Raw genomic sequence first — 19,005 nt, forward strand, 5'->3', positions numbered from 1 at the left:
TCTCGCCGTTCCCCGGCGCGTCATTTTTGATTAACTCAAAAATACGTAGGGTGGAGACATGCTCGACGATCGGACGGATGCCACTGCGGACGCGCTCCTGCGCGGCGCGGGGCTGCGGGTCACCGCGACCCGCATCGCGGTGCTGGGGGCCTTGCGTTCCCGCCCGCACGCGACCGCCGACGACGTCTTCGACACCATCCGGGGCACGCTCCCGGGTACCAGCATGCAGTCGGTGTACAACGCGCTCGGCGACCTCGCCGACGCGGGGTTGGCGCGACGCATCGAGCCGGCCGGGCACCCCGGCATGTTCGAGTTGCGCGTCGGGGACAACCACCACCACGTCGTGTGCACCGGCTGCGGTCGGGTCGACGACGTGGACTGCGTCGTCGGCGAAGCCCCGTGCCTGCACGTGCCCGAAGGCAGCGGTTTCCTCATCGAGACCGCCGAGGTGACGTTCTGGGGCGTGTGCCCCGATTGCCGAGCGAAGTCCGAAGCCGAAAAACCGAGAGGATCCCGATGAGCGACGCTCTGAACGGGTGCCCCGTCTTCCACGACGGTGCCGCCCCCGACGACAACCGACTGCCGGTGGGCGAAGCCCCCGCCGACAGCGAGCCGGCCGGTGCCCTGCCCCACCCGACCCGCGGGTCGGCCAACCGCGTGTGGTGGCCCGACAGCCTGAACGTGAAGATCCTCGCGAAGAACAACGAGAAGCGCGATCCGCTCGACGCGGGCTTCGACTACGCGGCCGCCTTCGAGGCGCTCGACCTCGCCGCCGTGAAGGCCGACATCCAGCAGGCACTCACCACATCGCAGGACTGGTGGCCCGCCGACTTCGGTCACTACGGTCCACTCATCATCCGCATGGCGTGGCACAGCGCGGGCACGTACCGCGTGACCGACGGCCGCGGCGGCGCCGGCGCCGGCATGCAGCGGTTCGCGCCGCTGAACAGCTGGCCCGACAACGTCAACCTCGACAAGGCCCGCCGTCTGCTGTGGCCGATCAAGAAGAAGTACGGCCAGTCGATCTCGTGGGCCGACCTCATGATCCTCGCCGGCAACGTCGCGCTCGAGGACATGGGCTTCCCGACCTTCGGCTTCGCCGGTGGACGCGCCGACGTCTGGGAGCCCGACGACGACGTGTACTGGGGCCCCGAGACCACGTGGCTCGGCGACGAGCGCTACGCCGGCAACCGCGAGCTCGAGAAGCCGCTCGCGGCCGTGCAGATGGGTCTCATCTACGTCAACCCCGAGGGCCCCAACGGCAACCCCGATCCGCAGCTGTCGGCACACGACATCCGCGAGACGTTCGGCCGCATGGCCATGAACGACGAGGAGACCGTCGCGCTCATCGCCGGTGGCCACACGTTCGGCAAGACCCACGGTGCCGCCAGCGACAGCAACGTCGGCCCCAACCCCGAGGCATCCGACATCGAAGACCAGGGCTTCGGGTGGAAGAACAGCCACGGCACCGGCAAGGGCGACGACACCATCACGAGCGGTCTCGAGGTCACCTGGACCTACCACCCGACCCGCTGGGACAACGAGTTCTTCCACATCCTCTTCGCGTACGAGTGGGAGCTCTTCCAGAGCCCCGCGGGTGCTCACCAGTGGCGCCCGAAGAACGGTGGGGGCGCCGACATGGTTCCGCTCGCCCACTCCGAAGGCCGCCGAGAGCCCCGCATGCTCACCAGCGACCTGGCGCTCCGCGTCGACCCGGCGTACGAGAAGATCTCGCGCCGGTTCGCGGAGGACCCGGCCGCCTTCCAGGATGCCTTCGCCCGCGCGTGGTTCAAGCTCACCCACCGCGACATGGGCCCCCGCGCCCGCTACCTCGGCTCCGAGGTCCCGGCCGAGGTCCTCGACTGGCAGGACCCCGTGCCCGCCGTCGACCACGCGCTCATCGACGCGGCCGACGCGGCGGCGCTGAAGCGGCGGATCCTCGACAGCGGTCTGTCCGTGCAGCAGCTCGTCACCACGACGTGGGCCGCCGCCTCGACCTTCCGCGGCAGCGACAAGCGCGGCGGCGTCAACGGCGCGCGCATCCGTCTCGAGCCGCAGAAGAGCTGGACCGTCAACAACCCCGAGCAGCTGGCATCCGTGCTTTCGGTCCTCGAGGGCATCAAGGCCGAGTTCGACGCGCAGGCGGCGGATGGCAAGAAGGTCTCGATCGCCGACCTGATCGTGCTCGCCGGCAACGCCGGTGTCGAGCAGGCCGCCCGCACCGGCGGCGTCGAGGTCGAGGTGCCCTTCACCCCGGGCCGCACCGACGCGACGCAGGAGCAGACCGACGTGGAGTCCTTCCGCTGGCTCGAGCCCCTGGCCGACGGCTTCCGCAACTACGCCTCGCGCGAGACACGGCTCCCGGCCGAGTACCTGCTCCTCGACAAGGCGAACCTGTTGACGCTCACCGCGCCGGAGACGACGGTGCTCGTCGGTGGCCTCCGTGCGATCGGCGCGAACTGGGACGGCTCGGACTGGGGCGTGTTCACCGCGACCCCCGGTGCGCTGACCAACGACGTGTTCGTGAACCTCCTCGACCTCGGCACGACGTGGAAGCCGCTGGATGCCGGCAAGCACGCGTTCGAGGGGACGAAGGACGGTTCGGGCGAGAAGGTCGGCATCGGCACCCGCGTCGACCTCGTGTTCGGCTCGAACTCCGAACTCCGTGCGATCGCCGAGGTCTACGCCTCCGACGACGCGAAGGAGAAGTTCGTGCGCGACTTCGTCGCCGCGTGGCGCAAGGTCACCGAGCTCGACCGGTTCGACCTGGTCTGAGTCCCGCATCCGGAAGGCCCGTCCCCGCTGGGGGCGGGCCTTCCGCGTCCCGTCTGACTGCCGATAAACGCCGTACCTCTCGAGACACGCGACGACACCGCGTGTCTCGAGAGGAATCGCGTTTATCGGGGAGGGGGCGGGGGCCGGGGGACGGATGCCGGGTGTCAGGCGATGGACAGGCGGCGCAGGCCCTCGTCGATCGAGACGGCGGGCGTCCAGCGCAGGTCGCGGCGGATGTCGGTCTGATCGAACCAGTGCGCGGTGGAGAGTTGCTCGGCGAGGAAGCGCGTCATCGGCGGCTCGTCGCTGCCCGGGCGCACGGCCCACGCCCGCTCCACGAGCCCACCGGCCGTACGGGCCAGCCCCGCGGGCACGCTGAACCGCGGAGGCCGCACGCCCGAGGCGCGGCAGATCCCCGCGAGCAGGTCGCCGACGGGCCGCGGCTCGCCGTTGGTGAGGACGTACACGCGACCGCTGACCTCGTCGACGCGATGGAGGGCGGCGACGATGCCGCTCGCGGCGTTGTCGACGTACGTGGAGTCGATGAGGGCCGTGCCGCCGTTGAGCAGCGGCAGCCGCCCGCGACGTGCGCGGTCGACGACGCGCGCAATGAGCTGCGTGTCGCCCGGTCCCCACACGAGGTGCGGCCGGATCGCGACGAGCGAGGTCGCGTCGCCGCTCCGGGACAGGGCGAGCAGTTCGGCCTCGGCCTTGGTCCGGGCGTACTCGCCGCGGGCGGCGGACGGGTCGGCGGGCTCGGCGCCCACCCCGGCCAGGGCGTGTCCCGCGTGGGCGACCGAGGGCGACGAGACGTGCACGACGCGTGACACCCCGGCCGCGGCGGCCGCGTCCAGAAGTGTCCGGGTGCCCTCGACGTTGACGGCGTGGAACTCGGCGGGATCGCCCGCGAGCGACACCTTCGCGGCCAGGTGCACCACCGCGTCGACCCCGGCGACGGCGGCGGAGGTGGCATCCGGGTCGGTCACCGAGCCCCGGTGGTCGTCGGCGCCGGGAACGCCCGAGGGGCGGCGCTGCAGGGTGCGGACGTCGTGCCCGTTCTGCTGCAGCGCGCGCACGACCGCGCGCCCGAGGAACCCGGACGCGCCGGTGGCCAGGACCTTCACGGTGCCGTCGGCCGTTCGCCGGCGAGCACGCGCGCGGCCCAGGCCGCGAGCCGTGTCCGGTCGATCTTGGAGTTGTGCCGGATGTCGGTCGGAAGGGTTGGCACGGCGAGCACGGCCGCGATCTTCTGATCCGTCGCGCCCCGCACGACCTCGGTGAGACCCGCGGATGCCACTCCCGCACGCCGCACGCCGGGGTCGCGTTCGATCACGACGACGACCACCTGACGGCCGACGGGGCCGACGCCGACCGCGGCGGCGCGCACGACGCCGGGCACGGCTTCGACGTCCTGCTCGATGCCGACGGGCGTGACCGGCCCCTCGGCGGTCGTGATGACGTGGGGGAGACGCCCCTCGATCCACAGGCGACCAGCGGCGTCGAGGTGTCCGACGTCGCCCGTCCGGTGCCACCGGCCGCGCAGATCGCCGAGGTCGCGGGTGGCCTCGCGGTCCGTGAGGAAGAGGCGGAAGTAGCCGCGCTTGAGGTGGGGTGCGCTGATCACGACCTCGCCGGTGATCCCCGCGTCCGTCGTCGGTGCGCCGGTCGCGCGTCCCTCGGCGTCCACGGCGGAGATACGCACGCGACCGCGGCCGATGGGGGTTCCCACGCAGACGCCGTGAGCGCCGGAGGCGGTGGCATCCTCGATCTCCGGGAGCGTGACGTCGGCGACCAGGAGGCACTCGGTCATGCCGTACGGGGTGTGCGCCGTGGCGTTCGGCATGAGCTCTTGCGCCCGCCGGAGAAGCGCCGTGCCCACCGGGGCGCCCGTCGACAGGAACGTGCGCACCCGCGCGAGCGCCGCGCGGTCATCGGCGGTGAGCACATCGGCGGTGGCGACGACGTTTCGGACGGCGGCGGGGGAGAGGAAGACGATCTCCGCGTCCGAGGCACGGACGGCGGCGGCCACGGCGGTGGCGGTGAGCGTGCGCGGCGCCGAGACGTCCATGTCGGGCGTCGCCGAGCGCGTCCCCAGCGTCGGCCCCAACAGGGCGAACGGGGCGAACCCGGTCACGAGTCCCGTGTCGGGCCGCACGGCGAAGTGCTCGGCGAGGGCATCGCGCAGCCCCGAGAGTTCGCGATGCGTGTAGACGACGCCCTTCGCCGGTCCCGTCGATCCGGAGGTGAACAGGATCGCCGCGTCGGCGTCGGCGGTGGGTGGCGCGGGCAGCGTCCGCCCGCGGCCGGCGCGGGCCACGTCGGCGAGCGTCGCCTCGACGCCCAACGCGCGCATCGCCGCAGCCGGCAGTGCCGCGGCTGACAGGCGGCGTCCCGGCCAGCCGAGCGCCCGCGCGGCGGCGAGGCCGGCGACCTCGCCGATTACGACGTCGGGGACGGCGCCTCGGACGGCGCGGGAGAGCCCCCGGATGCCGAGCCCGCGGTCCGCCACGACGACGACCGCGCCGATCCGCAGACACGCGTACAGCGCGGCCGTGAGCGTGGGCCCCGGGGGGACCAGGAGCGAGACGCGGTCGCCCGCGCGGACGCCGAGGACATCGAGTCCCGCGGCGAGCTCGTCGACGCGGGCGGCGAGCTGCCGCCAGCTCACCCGCAGCGGGGCATCGCCGCGGCGCGTGGCCATGTCGATGACCGCGACATCGTCGTCGTCGCGACGGGCCGTGAGCGCGTCCCACAGGGGAGCCGGCGCGGGGGTCTCGTCGACGGGCGCGGGCGCGGGGGCGGCCGCGCCGGGGACGACCCGCTCAGCGAGCCAGTCGAGCACCGCGTCGGCGTAGGGGCGCTCCTCGGCCATCAGATGCCCGGCACCCTCGTACCGGTGGACATCGGCGTGCGGCAGCCGGTCGACGAGATCATCGAGGTGCATCTCGAGGAACACCGGGTCTTTCGGTCCGCGGAGCAGAAGCGCGGGCACCGCCAGGTCGCGCAGACCCTCGGCCAGCGCACGCAACGCTGGGGTGCTCTCGTCGGCCGCCGTGGCGGGGATGTCGGCGACGAACGCACCGACGCCGCGTCGGCGTGCGGCCGTGGCATACGGCGCGCGGAACGCCGCGCGCACCGCCGGGTCGAGGTCGGCGAGCGCGAGGGTGGTGTCCAGGAATGCCGTCGTCCCGGTGGTCCCGGCCGCGAGCACCCCGCGCGCCGTGGCGACACGGAGCGGGAAGGGGAGCGGGGCGTCCTCGGGATGGTGCACCGCGGTGTTCAACGCGATGACGGCGGCCACCCGTTCGCTGTTCTGCACGGCCCACCCGAGCGAGACGGGTCCGCCCCAGTCGTGCCCGATCGTCACGATCGGCTCGTGGATGCCGAGGGCGTCGACGAGGCCGGAGAGATCGGTGATGCGCTGCGCGAGCGTGCGCCGCAGCTCGGTGCGCTCGGAGAAGCCCATCTCGAGCTGGTCGATCGCGACGACGCGCCACGCGGGGCCGTTCGGCGTGGCGCGCGCGAGGGAGGCGTTCACGAGCGCTCGCCAGAGGTAGGACCACGTCGGATTGCCGTGCACGGCGATGATCGTGCCGACCGGGGTGAGGCCGCGTTCCGCGAGCGCGGCACCCGTGTCGAGCACGTGCCACGTGCGCCGGTTTCCGGCATCCGCACCGCCGCCGTCGACCTCGACGAGTCGGGAGAGGGAGGGGTCGAGGCCCGGGAGGCCGACCGGGGGGAGAGTCGCGGAGAGGCCCGTGACCGTCACCAGGCCAGCTCCAGCATCCCGGTGTTCAGCCCGGAGCCCACTCCCATCAGCAGCACGCGATCGCCGCGACGCAGGGTCTTCTGCTCGGCGGCCAGGGTGATCGGGATCGACGCGGGGCCCACGTTCCCCAGGTGCGGGTACGTGACCGGGACCCTGGCCCGATCGAGCTTGGCGGCGCGGACGATCGCCGAGGTGTGCACCGAAGAGACCTGATGGGTGACGTAGCGGTCCATGCCCGACCACGAGAACTCGCCCCGCGCCTCTTTCCACGCCGAGACGACGAGATCGAGACCGCCCTTGAGCAGGGCTTTCGCGTCCGTGAACATGCCGTCGACGCTCCCCACGCAGAGGTCGTAGAACTCCGTCGCGGCGCGCGTGACGCCGCCGACGATCCGGTGCCCCTCCGGGTGGTCGCTCGCCCGGCCGAGCACCGCGGCGGCCGCACCGGAGCCCAGCGTCAGCGAGGCGAATTCCTGCATGAACGCGTCGCGGTCGAGGTCTTCGCGCACCAGTCGATTGATCGTGTTGACCTGGATCTCATCGGCATCCTCGCCGTTGACGATGAGAGCGTACTTGACCTGGCCGGACTGGATCATGCCCGCCGCGAGGCTCATGCCGTTGATGAAGCCGAGGCACGCGTTGGCGACGTCGAAGTTGATCGCCGAACTCGGCAGACCCAGGCCGTGGTGCAGCCGCACCGCGACCGACGGCTCGAGGTGCTTGCGCGTGACGGAGGTGTTGATGATGAGCCCGATCTCGCTCGGGTCCACTCCCGCTTCGGCGAGCGCCTGCTTGCCCGCGGCGATCGTTGCCTCGTCGGACGACTCGCCCTCCGCCCAGTTGCGGCGCTCCACCACTCCGGCCACGCGTCGGAGGAGTCCCGGCTTCAAGCGGAGACGCGAGAGCGCGGGCGCGAGTCGCTCCTCGATGTCATCGGAGGTGGTCACGCGACTGGGCAGCACGCTCGCCACCGACACGAGGGCCACGTCGTCGAAGCGGGTTGTGGCGTTTCCTGGCAAGAGAGCTCCGCATCCTGTGCGTAGACGGCCGAACCCAGCGCGAACGGACGCGCCGGCGGCGGGAAGGGTACCCCCCAGGATAAGCCGCGATGTATACGAGCGGATGCATGGCCGGCTGTGTGCTACTCACGGAACGCCTCGGGGCTCGCTCCGCGGGGCCGGTCCGCGGTTCGACGCCGCCAGCCGCGACGTGCGGTGCGCGCCGCGGTCGGGCGGCCGCTCCTACAGACGCCCGGCGGCTTTGAGCGCGAGGTAGCGGTCTGCCACGAGGGGCGGCAGGTCGTCGGCCGACGCGGCGACGGCATCGCCGCCCGCGCGCTCGACCGCCGAGCGCACACGTTCGGCGTCGGACCGGGCCCGTTCGACGGCCGCGGCGGCGTAGACGGCCGCTGCGTCGTCGCACGCCGGTGGCTCGCCCGGTCCGTCGGTGGCCGTCGCCACGAGGAGGCGGGAGCGTGCCGCGATGGCCGGCAGCGATGCCAGGAACCCGCGGGCAGCCTCCGGATCGTCCGCCGCGGTCAGCAGCACCACGAGGGCCGGGCGCTGAGTGAGACCACGGACCTGGGCGAAAGCGGCATCCCAATCCGTGTCGATGAGCTGCGGCTCGACGGGGGCCATCGCGTCCACGAGGGCGGGGAGGAGCTGCGCGCCGTCGACGCGCGTGACGCGGGCCCGCGTGACACGGTCGAACATGAGCAGGTGCACATGATCGCCCGCGCGCGCCGCGAGCGCGGACAGCAGGAGCGCCGCTTCCATCGCGGCATCCAGGCGCGCCCCGTCGCCCACCCGCGCGGCCGCCGTGCGGCCGGTGTCGATGAGGATCACGACGTGACGATCGCGTTCGGGTCGCCACGTGCGCAGCATCGTCGTCCCTGCCCGTGCGGTCGCCCGCCAGTCGATCGAACGCACGTCGTCGCCGCGAACGTACTCGCGCAGACTGTCGAACTCGGTGCCGGCACCGCGCACCTGAAGGGTGGTGTTTCCATCGAGCTCGCGCAGACGTGCGAGCCGCGAGGGCAGGTGCCGTCGCGAGGTGAACGGGGGAAGCACGCGCAGGCGGGCCGGGGCCGGGATCGTCGCCTGTCGTCCGGCCAGGCGCAGCGGCCCTTCGGAACGGATGACGACGAACTCGCTCCGCAGCTCTCCTCGGCGTCGCGGGAGCAGCGACAGCGCGGCGCCCCGACGTTCACCGGGCGGCACGACGAGCGACAGCCGTTCGAGCGGTGCGCCCGCGGTCGGCTGCCACGCATCGCGGACGCGTGCCCGCAGCATCCGTCGGCCGCCGTTGCGCACGCGAAGCTCGCCGGTGACCGGCTGATCCCGCAGCGCACGCTCGGGGAGCACGCGGGAGACCTCGAGGGTCCGCGCGTTCGCGGCGAGAAGGACGTCGGCCGCCGCAAGCCCGGCGCACAGCAGCACCCATCCGCCGACCACGGCCCAGGGCGATGCCCCGGCAGTGGTCAGCAGGATCACGGGGACGACCCCGACCGCGACGAGCAGGGCCAGACGGCCGGTGACGTACATCAGAGGGGGACGCGGGTCTGCTGCAGAACCGACGTCAGAACGGCATCCACCGACACGCCCTCGATCTCCGCCTCGGGACGAAGTCGGATGCGGTGGCGCCACACGGGCACGAGCATCGTCTGCACGTGGTCGGGGGTGATGGCGGGGTATCCGCCGAGCCATGCCCACGCCTTCGCGGCGGCGAGGAGGCCCGTCGAGGCGCGCGGGCTCACCCCGAGCAGCACGGACGGGCTCTGCCGCGTCGCGCGGGCCAGATCGACGACGTACCCGAGCACGTCATCGGCCACCGAGACGGATGCCGCTGCGCGCTGCGCCGCGAGGATCTCGGACGGCGTGATGACGGCATCCACTCCCGCCTCCCCGAGACGGCGGGGATCGAATCCGTCGGCGTGGCGACGGAGAACGTCGACCTCGGCGTCGCGGCCGGGCAGATCGACGACCAGCTTGAGGAGGAACCGGTCGAGTTGCGCTTCGGGCAGCGTGTAGGTGCCCTCGTGCTCGACGGGGTTCTGCGTCGCGGCGACGAGGAACGGGTCGGGGAGCGGCCGGCTCACGCCGTCGGACGAGACCTGACGCTCCTCCATCGCCTCGAGGAGCGCGGCCTGCGTCTTCGGCGGGGTGCGGTTGATCTCGTCCGCCAGCAGCACGTGCGTGAAGACGGGGCCGGCGCGGAACTCGAACTCTCCGGACCGGGCGTCGTACACCAGCGATCCCGTGACGTCGCCGGGCATCAGGTCGGGGGTGAATTGCACCCGTCGCGTGTCCAGCCCGAGCGCGCGGCTGAACGAGCGCACGAGCAGCGTCTTCGCGACCCCCGGCACACCCTCCAGCAGAACGTGGCCGCGGGCGAGCAGCGCGATCAGGAGGCCCGTGATCGTGCCGTCCTGGCCGACGACCGCTTTGCCGACCTCGGTGCGAACGCGGTGCATCGCCTGCCGCAGTTCGGCGTCGCGAACCTCCCGGCGAGGAGCGACCGAGGCGCTCGGCGAGGGCTCGACGGCGTCGGCGGCGGCCGGGAGATCGTCGGAGGCGGGGGAGCCGAGAGGACTGTCGGTCATCGGGGGGTCCTTTCCGTTCGGAGGGTCGCACGCACGCTCGTCTCGAGATCGCGCAGGCGGTCGCTGGCCGCGACGAGCTCGCGGTCGGTGCGGGGGGAGTCGTCGATCAGGATGCCTCGTACCACCGCGCGGTCGGCGCCGAGCCGTTCCGCGACGGCGTCGGCCACCTGTTGCGCCGGTGTGCGCGCGGAGAGGCCCAGAAGGCGCACGAGGCGGCGGCGCGCGGCGCGACGCAGTTCGTTCAGCGCGTGGTCCGCGTCGCCCGAGGCGGCGTAGAGGCGGGCGCGGCCCTCCGTCGTCTCGCTCGCTCGCACCGTCACGGGCAGCCGCTCGGCTACGAGCGGTCCGAACCGTCGTCCGCGCCAGACGGCCGCCGTCAGCCCCGCCGCCAGCAGGAGCACCATCGCCGGCGTCACCCACGGGGGAGTGAGGTCGCCGAGGGTGGGAACGGCCGTGCCGGTGTCGGCATCGGCGGGCGACGGGACGTACCACACGAGCGTGGGGGACCGGCCGAGGAGGCCGAGAGCGATAGCGGCGTTGCCGTCGAGGGGGAGAGCACGATTGGTCAGGACCGACAGGCCGTCGAGCGCCGCCGTCGTGCCCTCGCCGTTCTCCCGGACGAGGACGCCGAACCCGCCCTCCGCGGGATAGCAGCCCGTCACCCCGTCCCCGGGGCGGTAGAGCTCGCCGACGCGGCTGGGTCCGGCCGCGCGGGCCGCGGGCACGTCGCAGGACGGATCGACCGGACGCTCCTCGACGACATCGGCGAGCGACGAACCGTTCACCAGCAGGTCGAGACTCCGGGAGCGGGGCTCGATGAGCACCACGTCGCGAGCTTCCGCCGCGAGCCGCGCCAGGCCGGCATCCGAGAGCATCGGAGCGTCGCGCAGGACGAGCGTGGCGGGGGCGGCCGCGAGTTCGCGCTCTGCGGTGGCGCGATCGCGCGCGATGACGACACGCATGCCCTGCTGCTCCAGGACGCGGACGAGCGCACGCGTGCCCTCGGGCGCGGGGGAGCCGGGGTCGAGGGCGTCGCGCGGAGTCCATCCCCCGAACACCAGCGTCGTTCCGATCAGCCCGACGACCGCCAGCGCGGCGACGAGGGCGAGCCAGCCCGCGCCGATCCGACGGCGGGTCTTCAGAGCGGTCGTGGACGTCACGGGACGACCGCCCCGGCGCCCGGCGCCCCCACGCGGGATCGCACGGCGTCGTCATCGAGTCGGCGGACGAGGTCGTAGGCGGCGGCGGTACCGGTGCGCCCGAGGTAGCGGACGTCGTCGAACGCCGCGGCGCCCCGCGCAGCGGAGGCATCCAGAGTCGGGAGTGTCTCGCCGGCGGACCGGGCGAAGGCGCGCGCGGTCGCACCCGGCGGGGGATCGACGATGCCGCGCTCGGTGAGTCCTCGAGCGAACGCGCGGAAGCGCAGAACGATCGCCTCGTCCCAGTCGGCGCGGTCCGCTGCGGTCGCGGCGTCTGCGCGGAGCTCGTCGGCGGAGCGCCCGTCGTCCTCGTCGAACACGGCACGTGCGGGTGGTCGCCCTCGAGCAGGCGTGCGGGGGCGCCCCCAGATCAGCAGGCCGACGATGATCGCCGCGACGACGAGGACGGCCAGAACCACGAAGGCCCACGGGCCCCAATCGCCCGAGAGGGGAGCCGTGAACAGCCCCTCGATGAAGTCGCGGACGGCCCGCGCCGCACGGTCGAAGGCCGTCGGTTCGGCCGCGCGATAGACAGGGTCGGCGAGTTCGCGCTCCGCCCACTCCCGCGCCTGGTCGGCGTCCGGGAGCAGCGGCACGAACGTCGACCGCGACCCGATGCCCAGGATCACGGGCTCGGGGGAGGGCTGCCGGGAGCGGCCCAGGCGGTCGGGTCGGACGGCGCAGGAGGGGTGGGGGGCTGCGGCGGGCGGGGCGCCCGCGCCGGTGCGCCGGAGGGCTGGACGGGTGGCGGCGGCGCGGGCCACGACCCGTGGGGAGCTCCGGCGCCGGGGGCTCCCGGGACGGCCGATGCCGGTGCCGGCCAGGATGGCGCGGCGGCCCCGGGTACGGGCGACGCGGGGAACGGGGCCGTCCTCCACGCGGGCGCGGGCCGGGGCGCGCGACCGAGCCCGATCCGGTACGGGTCGATGAGCCCGGCTGCACCCCCGTCGCGCGCCTCCACGTAGGTGGCGAGGTCGTGGTCGAGACCCTCCACCCGCATCCGCGCGTCGACGTACACCAGCACCGCGGACGTCGACTGGACGACGACGGCGATGCACTGCACGAGCAGGATGCCGATCTGCCCGACGAACTGGATGACGATGAAGGCGACGAGACCGCTCGGGTCGTCGGCACCGGTGGGCGCGACGATGGCCGAGATCCCGCCGGACAGAAGGCTCAGGGGGATCGAGATGACCTGCGCGACGAACCCGAACGCGAGCGAGATGATGACGATCACGCCGAACGTCGACCAGAAGCGCCGACGCGTCAGCACCCAGGATCGGACGATGGCCCGGCGGATGCCCACGCCCTCCAGGATCATGGCGGAGGGGACGAGGAACAGCTTCGTCGCCAGCCACAGGTACAGAGGGACGAGCGCCAGCGCGAAGAGGACCCCCAGCACGATTCCGAGCGGAAGGACCGCGAGTCCGACCAAGACGGCGATCCCGCCCAGCACCGCGATCACCACCGTCGCGGCGAGCAGGGTCAGGAGGGCGTACCCGAGGAGGGGAAGGAAGACCGGTCGAACGCGGCGCCACGCGTCGCGCAGCGTCGGCTTCTCGGCCACGACGGCGGAAGCGACCTCGGAGACCACGACCGCTTGCACGAGCACGCTCAGGGTGCCGGCGAGGGCGCCGAGCACGAGAGCTGCGACGCCGGTGAGGGCGATCGATCCGGTCAGGACGGCGTCGAACTCGTCGCTGCCCTCCACGAGTGTGTCGAGTCGCGAGAAGCTCGCGACGGCGACGGCGGCGAGCGCGGCGCTGACAATCAGATAGGCGACCGTCTGGACGACGAGGGCGAAGCCCAGCAGCACCCGCGGATTGTGGCGCAGTGCCACGAAGGAGCGGCCGAGGATCGTCCCGAAGCCGTAGGGGTGCAAAGGCACGATCCCGGCGCGCGAAGCCGGCGTCCAGGCGGGGTACGCGGTCACGATGGTGGCCTCCTCGGCGGTCGGCTGTGGATTCATCGTGTCACACACCCCCGACACGCTCAGCCTCTTCGCGCGCACGTCGACTACGCTCGGGGTGATGCGCCCCGCCCGCGGCGCATTGCCCGTTTCCGAATGGGGCCGAGACGGAAGACGCACACCCGATGACTTCACGGATCCTGGTTGTCGACGACGACACCGCGCTCGCCGAGATGATCGGCATCGTGCTGCGCACCGAGGGATTCGAGACGGCGTTCTGCGCCGACGGTGCCCAGGCGGTCGAGGCATGGCGCACCGAGCGTCCCGACCTGATCCTGCTCGACTTGATGCTGCCGGGCGTCGACGGAATCGAGATCTGCACGCGCGTGCGGGCGGAGTCCGGCGTCCCGATCATCATGCTCACCGCCCGCACCGACACCGCCGACGTGGTGAAGGGACTGGAATCGGGGGCGGACGACTACATCGTCAAGCCGTTCAACCCGAAGGAGCTCGTCGCGCGCATCCGCACGCGTCTGCGTCCCGCGCAGGCTCCGATCGACGAGACCCTGCGCATCGGCGACCTCGTCGTGGACGTCGCCGCTCACGAGGTGCGGCGCGGCGACGCTCCCATCGCCCTGACCCCGCTGGAGTTCGAGCTCCTCGTCGCCCTCGCCGAGAAGCCGCAGCAGGTCTTCTCGCGCGAGATGCTTCTCGAACAGGTGTGGGGCTACCACTACAAGGCCGACACCCGTCTGGTGAACGTGCACGTCCAACGTCTGCGCGCCAAGATCGAGGCCGATCCCGACAATCCCCGAATCGTCACCACGGTGCGCGGGGTGGGCTATCGCGCCGGCGCGGTGGCTTGAGGCTCCCATGACGGGCGCGGGACGCACGATCCCGGTCTCCCGGGTGAGGCGGCCGATCGACTGGCGTGGTCTCCGCGACCGCGTCTCGACACTCTGGCGCAGGTCGCTGCGTTTCCGCACCATCGTGATCGCCGTCGCGCTCACGGCCACGACGATTCTGGTGACCTGTGTCGCCATGGCCCTCGTCATCCAGAACGAGCTGTTCACGGCGCGCAAGGATCAGGTGCTTCTGGAGGCGCAGCGAGCGACGGCGGCCGCCCAGGCGACCCTCGACGCAGCGGTGGACTCCACCGACCCCGCGGCGGCGCAGACGCTGATGAACGGGATCGCGACGCGCCTGTCGCAGCAGTCCTCCAGCGACCTCATCGCCCTGTACCGCATCGGGCCGCCTTCGCCGCTGGCCCCGCAGCCCTTCATCTCGCCGTCGTTCGACTCGCGCATCGTCACCGACGCCCTCCGCACCCAGGTGCAGTCCAACCCCGACCTGCAGTGGTGGCAGTCCGTGGCGCTGCCGTCGGACACGGGGCGCGAGGTTCCCGGCATCCTGGTCGGGCATCAATTGCGCTTCCCGGCGCAGGACGGCGTGGACTATTACGAGCTGTACATGGGGTACGACCTCACGAGCGCTTCCCAGACGCTGGCATTCGTCCAGGTTCTGCTGTGGGTGGTGGGCCTGGTGCTCGTCGTCCTCATCGGGGCCATCGCGTGGGTGGTGCTGAGGTCGGTGACGACGCCGATCGCGGACGCTGCCGAGACCAGCGCCAAACTCGCGGCGGGCGACCTCGGGGTGCGTCTGCCCGTGCGGGGAGAGGATGAGCTGGCGACCCTCAACCGTTCGTTCAACGCCATGGCCGACAGCATCGAGTCGCAGATCAAGGAACTCGCGGACCTCTCGCTCGTGCAGCAGAGATTCGTGTCGGACGTTTCGCACGAGCTGCGAACGCCGTTGACGACGATCCGTCTCGCCGCCGACATGATCAACGACCAGCGCGCGGATTTCGAACCGACCACGGCACGTGCCGCCGAGCTGCTGCACGCGCAGGTGCAGCGGTTCGAGCTTCTCCTCACCGACCTGCTGGAGATCAGCCGGTATGACGCCGGGTCGGTTCAGCTCGAGCTCGAGCCGACGAGCATGGCCCACCTGGCCGAGGACGTCATCGCCTCGATGGAGCAGCTCGCCCACCAGCACGGCAGCGACGTGCGCCTCGTCGCGCCCGGGGGCTATACGCCCGTCGACATGGACGGGCGGCGGGTGCGGCGCATCGTCCGCAACCTTCTCGGCAACGCGATCGAGCACGGTGAGGGGCGTCCGATCGTCGTCACGGTCGACAGCGACCGGGATGCCGTCGCCCTCAGCGTCCGCGATTTCGGCATGGGCATGCGGGCCGACGACGTGGAGCGCGTGTTCGACCGGTTCTGGCGGGCCGATCCGTCGCGCGTGCGCACGATCGGGGGCACCGGTCTCGGCCTCTCGATCGCCCTCGGCGACGCGCGTCTGCACGGCGGCACGCTGTCGGTATGGTCCGAGCTCGGGCACGGGTCGAACTTCCTGCTCACGCTTCCGCGCGACGGCCGCCCGCTCGGCGGTTCGCCGTTGCGTCTGGTGCCGGAGGACGAACAGGGCGGCGCTCTCGAGGCCCTCGGGCTGACGCAGCCCATCTCCCTCGGACGGACGGGGAGGACTCCCTCGTGAAACGCATCCTCGCCGGGCTCAGCCTGCTCCTGGTGCTGGCTCTGACCGCCTGCACGGGTCTCCCCACGACCGGCTACGTCAATCCGGGGCGCGGTCCGCAGGGCGACGAGGCGCAGCAGTTCGCGTTCGTGCCCGACGGTCCGCAGGACGACGCCTCCCCGACCGAGATCGTGGAGGGGTTCCTCCGGGCCGGCTCGGGGCCGGCGGACGACTGGGCGACGGCGAAGCTCTTCCTGGCTCCGGGAACGTCGTGGGACCCCCGGGCGCGTGTGACGATCGACCGTCTCGCCGACCGTCGGGCGACCGCGAACGCCGACGGGTCGAGCGTCGGCGTCCAGTTGACCACCGTCGCCGGGGTGGATGCCAACGGGGCCTACGCCCCGGCGGTGAACGGTGCCACCGAGGCCCTGTCGTTCACGCTCGCGCGCGTAGACGACCAGTGGCGGATCACGTCCGCGCCCGACGGTGTCGTGCTGTACGAGGAGGTCTTCCCGACCGTCTACCAGGCGGCATCCGTGGCCTACTTCGACCCGTCGTACAGCTTCATCGTCCCGGACGTGCGCTGGTTCCCTCGCCCGCTCGTGGCCAGTCGCGTGACGACCGCGCTCGTCGACGGCAAGCCTAGTACCTGGCTCGCGGGCGCCGTCAAGAGCGCGTTCCCCGACGAACTGTCGCTGGTGGGACGCTCGGTGACGCTCTCGTCCGACGGGGTGGCGCAGGTGCAGCTGCCGCAGGCGGCGCTGAGCCTGGACCGCACGACGCTGGACCGCATGCAGACGCAGCTCACCCGCAGTCTCGTGACCGCCGGGATCAGCGAGGTGCAGATGACGGTCGACGGCACGCCCATCGCCGCCAGCGAGCTGCCGGTCAAGGTCACGCGTGTCGATCCCTCACCCGCCGTGCTCACCGCGGACGGCACCTTCGGGGTGCTCAGCGGCGAGACCGTGGACACCATCCCCTCGCTCTCGGACGCGGTGGAAGCCCTTTCCCCCGTCAGCATCGAGCTGGAAGCCGACCGCAGCCTCGCCGCTGTCCTCACGCAGGAGGGTGTCGTGGCGAGCGTGCTCGCCGACGGGGGGAGCTTCGCGCTCGACACCCGACCGGGGCTCCTTCCCCCGTCGATCGACGCGCAGGGCGCGATCTGGAGCGTTCCCCGCTCTGCGCCAACACAGTTGCGCGCCTACACGCCGCAGGGCGTGCCGCAGGAGATCGGCAACGCGTGGCCGGATGCCTCGGAGGTGGTGTCCTTCCAGATCTCGCGTGACGGGACACGCGTGGCCGCGGTCGTGACGGTCGCGGGGGTCCGCGAGGTGTGGCTGGCGGGAATCGTCCGTGAGGGCACCGCGGTGAGTCTCGGACCGCCGCACGTCCTCTCCTTCTCGGAGCCCGGGGCGTTCGACCTCGCCTGGCTGGATGACACCACCGTCGGCGTGCTCACCTCGGTCGACGGCGCGGCGCGCCTCGACGAGCTCAGCGTCGGGGGACGCGGAACGGTCGGCGCGGTTCCCGAGAACGCTCAGGCGATAGCGGGCGGGAGCGCGAGTGTGCGCGTCCTCGACGACACCGGGCGGCTCTTCAGTCGCCGTGGAAGCTCGTGGACCCTCGTCGCGAGCGATGTCCGCGTGCTCGCCGTGCAGCAGGGCACCACGTCCTGACCCCTCCTCCCCGGTCGGCGAATTTCGCACTCCCTCCCCGGATCGGGTCGGCGCACCGGCGGGCGAGCGGTGCGAGACGGCATCCTTCCCCCATGAGCACCGTTCCGGTTTCCTGGTCGCATGGGGTCCGCGCGGCGGTCGCCGACGCGGTGACGTTCTGGTTCCCGGTGGCGTGTGCGGGGTGCGGGGCGCTCGACGTCGACGTGTGCGAGGGATGCCGGGCCGCCGTGACGCCCCGTCCGCGACGGCTCCCTCTCTTGCCCGACGTCGATGTCATCTCCGCCGTGGAGTTCGACGGCGCGGTGGCCCGGATGATCCGCGCGTTCAAGTCCGACGGCCGCACGAGCGTGGCCCGGGTGCTCGCGCCGGCGCTCGCCGCCGCGCTGGCCACCGCACCGGCCGGGGCGACGGTGACGACCGTGCCGACGTCCCGGGCCGCTGACCGCCGTCGGGGGTATCGTCCCGTCGACCTTTTGCTGCGCCGGGCCGGTGGGCGTCCCGTGCCGCTGCTGCGGGTGCGCCGTGCATCGGCGGATCAGCGCGGGCTGGGGCGCGATGCCCGGCGGGCGAATGTCGCCGGGGTCTTCGCGGCACGGATCCCGCCCGAGGGAACCGTCGTCGTCGTGGACGACGTCGTGACCACCGGCGCAACGCTCCGCGAGGCCGTCGGAGCGCTGCGTGCGGCCGGAGCGGAGCACGTGCTCGCCGTCACACTCGCGTACACGCCGCGGCGGACCCACACATGAATCGGAGGTGATTAAAACGTGACAGCGCGGTGTCGACGCGACTACCGTGGGGATGACTGAAGGCGACGGCTGTTCCGCCCTTAGACCGGGCGGAACCCGGAACAAGGAGGTCACGGATGGACACCAGCATCGTCGGCGTGGGGGTCGGTATCACCGACCGATTCCGCTCGGTGGTCGAAGAGAAGGTCAGCCGGATCGAGCACCTCGCGCCCCGCGCGAACACGCTCGAAATCAAGGTGACGCATCGCTCCTATCGCAATGGCCGGATGGAGGACGACACGGTCGAGCTCACGCTCGATGGCAAGGGCCCCGTGGTCCGGGCGGAGGCGACGGATTCCGATAAGTTCGCCGCGCTCGACCTGGCCGTCGACAAGATCTCGGAGCAGATCCGGCGCGCGAAGCAGAAGCGCGTGGACGCTCGGAACCACCCGCGCGGTGCCAAGTTCGAGAAGGGTACGGGCGAGCTCGCGGGCATCGATGTCGAGCCCGCGTCCGTGGACGTGCTCCGCGCCGTCGCGACGGGCTCCGTCCCCGTCCAGGACGAGGCCGCCGAAGAAGAGGAGTACTGCCCGGTCGTGATCCGGCAGAAGCAGTTCGATGCCGAGTGGATGACGGTGGAAGATGCCGTCGACCGCATGGAGCTGGTCGGGCACGACTTCTTCCTCTTCATCGATGCCCGCTCCGACCACCCCAGCGTCGTCTACCGCCGCAAGGGGTGGGACTACGGCGTCATTGCGCTGGGCACCCAGGCCCCACCGGAGGTCGCGGTCGCGTCCTGAGACCGGAGAATTG

15 protein-coding genes are annotated in these 19,005 nt (G+C 72.2%); 7 read left to right on the plus strand and 8 right to left on the minus strand.

Features of this window, described 5'->3' with window-relative positions:
• Positions 1-58 precede the first annotated feature (58 nt).
• Together AC3WLZ_RS04370 and katG are read left to right on the plus strand one after the other, a co-directional pair.
• Complete coding sequence (locus AC3WLZ_RS04370; RefSeq protein ID WP_412923869.1) at positions 59-520, plus strand: Fur family transcriptional regulator; 462 nt, start codon at positions 59-61, stop codon at positions 518-520.
• Positions 517-2,775, plus strand: coding sequence for a catalase/peroxidase HPI (gene katG, locus AC3WLZ_RS04375; protein ID WP_492469210.1), 2,259 nt, complete (start codon positions 517-519; stop codon positions 2,773-2,775). Before AC3WLZ_RS04370 ends, katG begins: the two co-directional genes overlap by 4 nt.
• A gap of 164 nt (positions 2,776-2,939) precedes the next feature.
• Here katG and AC3WLZ_RS04380 read toward each other — a convergent pair whose 3' ends face one another.
• The 8 genes from AC3WLZ_RS04380 to AC3WLZ_RS04415 all read right to left on the minus strand — a co-directional run bounded on the left by AC3WLZ_RS04380 (position 2,940) and on the right by AC3WLZ_RS04415 (position 13,277).
• Complete coding sequence (locus AC3WLZ_RS04380) at positions 2,940-3,899, minus strand: NAD-dependent epimerase/dehydratase family protein (RefSeq protein WP_492469211.1); 960 nt, start codon at positions 3,897-3,899, stop codon at positions 2,940-2,942.
• Complete coding sequence (locus AC3WLZ_RS04385) at positions 3,896-6,544, minus strand: alpha/beta fold hydrolase (protein ID WP_492469212.1); 2,649 nt, start codon at positions 6,542-6,544, stop codon at positions 3,896-3,898. The genes AC3WLZ_RS04380 and AC3WLZ_RS04385 overlap by 4 nt, the downstream gene beginning before the upstream one ends.
• Positions 6,541-7,563 carry a 3-oxoacyl-ACP synthase III gene (locus AC3WLZ_RS04390; RefSeq protein ID WP_412923873.1) on the minus strand — a complete coding sequence of 341 codons (1,023 nt, stop codon included), beginning with the start codon at positions 7,561-7,563 and terminating at the stop codon, positions 6,541-6,543. The genes AC3WLZ_RS04385 and AC3WLZ_RS04390 overlap by 4 nt, the downstream gene beginning before the upstream one ends.
• A gap of 222 nt (positions 7,564-7,785) precedes the next feature.
• Positions 7,786-9,087, minus strand: a complete 1,302-nt coding sequence (locus AC3WLZ_RS04395; protein WP_492469213.1) for a DUF58 domain-containing protein — start codon at positions 9,085-9,087, stop codon at positions 7,786-7,788.
• Entirely contained in the window at positions 9,087-10,016 is a 930-nt protein-coding gene (locus AC3WLZ_RS04400; RefSeq protein ID WP_412926106.1) for an AAA family ATPase, read from the minus strand. Before AC3WLZ_RS04400 ends, AC3WLZ_RS04395 begins: the two co-directional genes overlap by 1 nt.
• 125 nt (positions 10,017-10,141) lie before the next feature.
• A complete protein-coding gene (locus tag AC3WLZ_RS04405; RefSeq protein WP_492469214.1) occupies positions 10,142-11,305 on the minus strand; it encodes a DUF4350 domain-containing protein in 1,164 nt (387 codons plus the stop codon).
• Positions 11,302-11,973, minus strand: a complete 672-nt coding sequence (locus AC3WLZ_RS04410) for a DUF4129 domain-containing protein (protein WP_492469215.1) — start codon at positions 11,971-11,973, stop codon at positions 11,302-11,304. Before AC3WLZ_RS04410 ends, AC3WLZ_RS04405 begins: the two co-directional genes overlap by 4 nt.
• Positions 11,970-13,277 (minus strand): DUF7847 domain-containing protein, encoded by a 1,308-nt coding sequence (locus AC3WLZ_RS04415; RefSeq protein WP_492469216.1) that lies wholly within the window; start codon positions 13,275-13,277, stop codon positions 11,970-11,972. The genes AC3WLZ_RS04410 and AC3WLZ_RS04415 overlap by 4 nt, the downstream gene beginning before the upstream one ends.
• 161 nt (positions 13,278-13,438) lie before the next feature.
• Here AC3WLZ_RS04415 and mtrA point away from each other — a divergent pair, with 161 nt between their 5' ends.
• The 5 genes from mtrA (at position 13,439) to hpf (ending at position 18,992) form a co-directional block, all read left to right on the plus strand.
• Positions 13,439-14,119 (plus strand): MtrAB system response regulator MtrA, encoded by a 681-nt coding sequence (mtrA, locus tag AC3WLZ_RS04420; protein ID WP_412923878.1) that lies wholly within the window; start codon positions 13,439-13,441, stop codon positions 14,117-14,119.
• Between the two features lie 7 nt (positions 14,120-14,126).
• Positions 14,127-15,812, plus strand: a complete 1,686-nt coding sequence (mtrB, locus tag AC3WLZ_RS04425) for an MtrAB system histidine kinase MtrB (protein ID WP_412923879.1) — start codon at positions 14,127-14,129, stop codon at positions 15,810-15,812.
• Entirely contained in the window at positions 15,809-17,467 is a 1,659-nt protein-coding gene (locus AC3WLZ_RS04430) for an LpqB family beta-propeller domain-containing protein (protein WP_412923880.1), read from the plus strand. Before mtrB ends, AC3WLZ_RS04430 begins: the two co-directional genes overlap by 4 nt.
• 92 nt (positions 17,468-17,559) lie before the next feature.
• A complete protein-coding gene (locus AC3WLZ_RS04435; protein WP_492469217.1) occupies positions 17,560-18,213 on the plus strand; it encodes a ComF family protein in 654 nt (217 codons plus the stop codon).
• Between the two features lie 116 nt (positions 18,214-18,329).
• Entirely contained in the window at positions 18,330-18,992 is a 663-nt protein-coding gene (gene hpf, locus AC3WLZ_RS04440) for a ribosome hibernation-promoting factor, HPF/YfiA family (RefSeq protein ID WP_412923882.1), read from the plus strand.
• The last annotated feature ends 13 nt before the right edge of the window (positions 18,993-19,005 follow it).

Source organism: Microbacterium sp. FW305-3-2-15-F-LB2 (assembly GCF_058787255.1).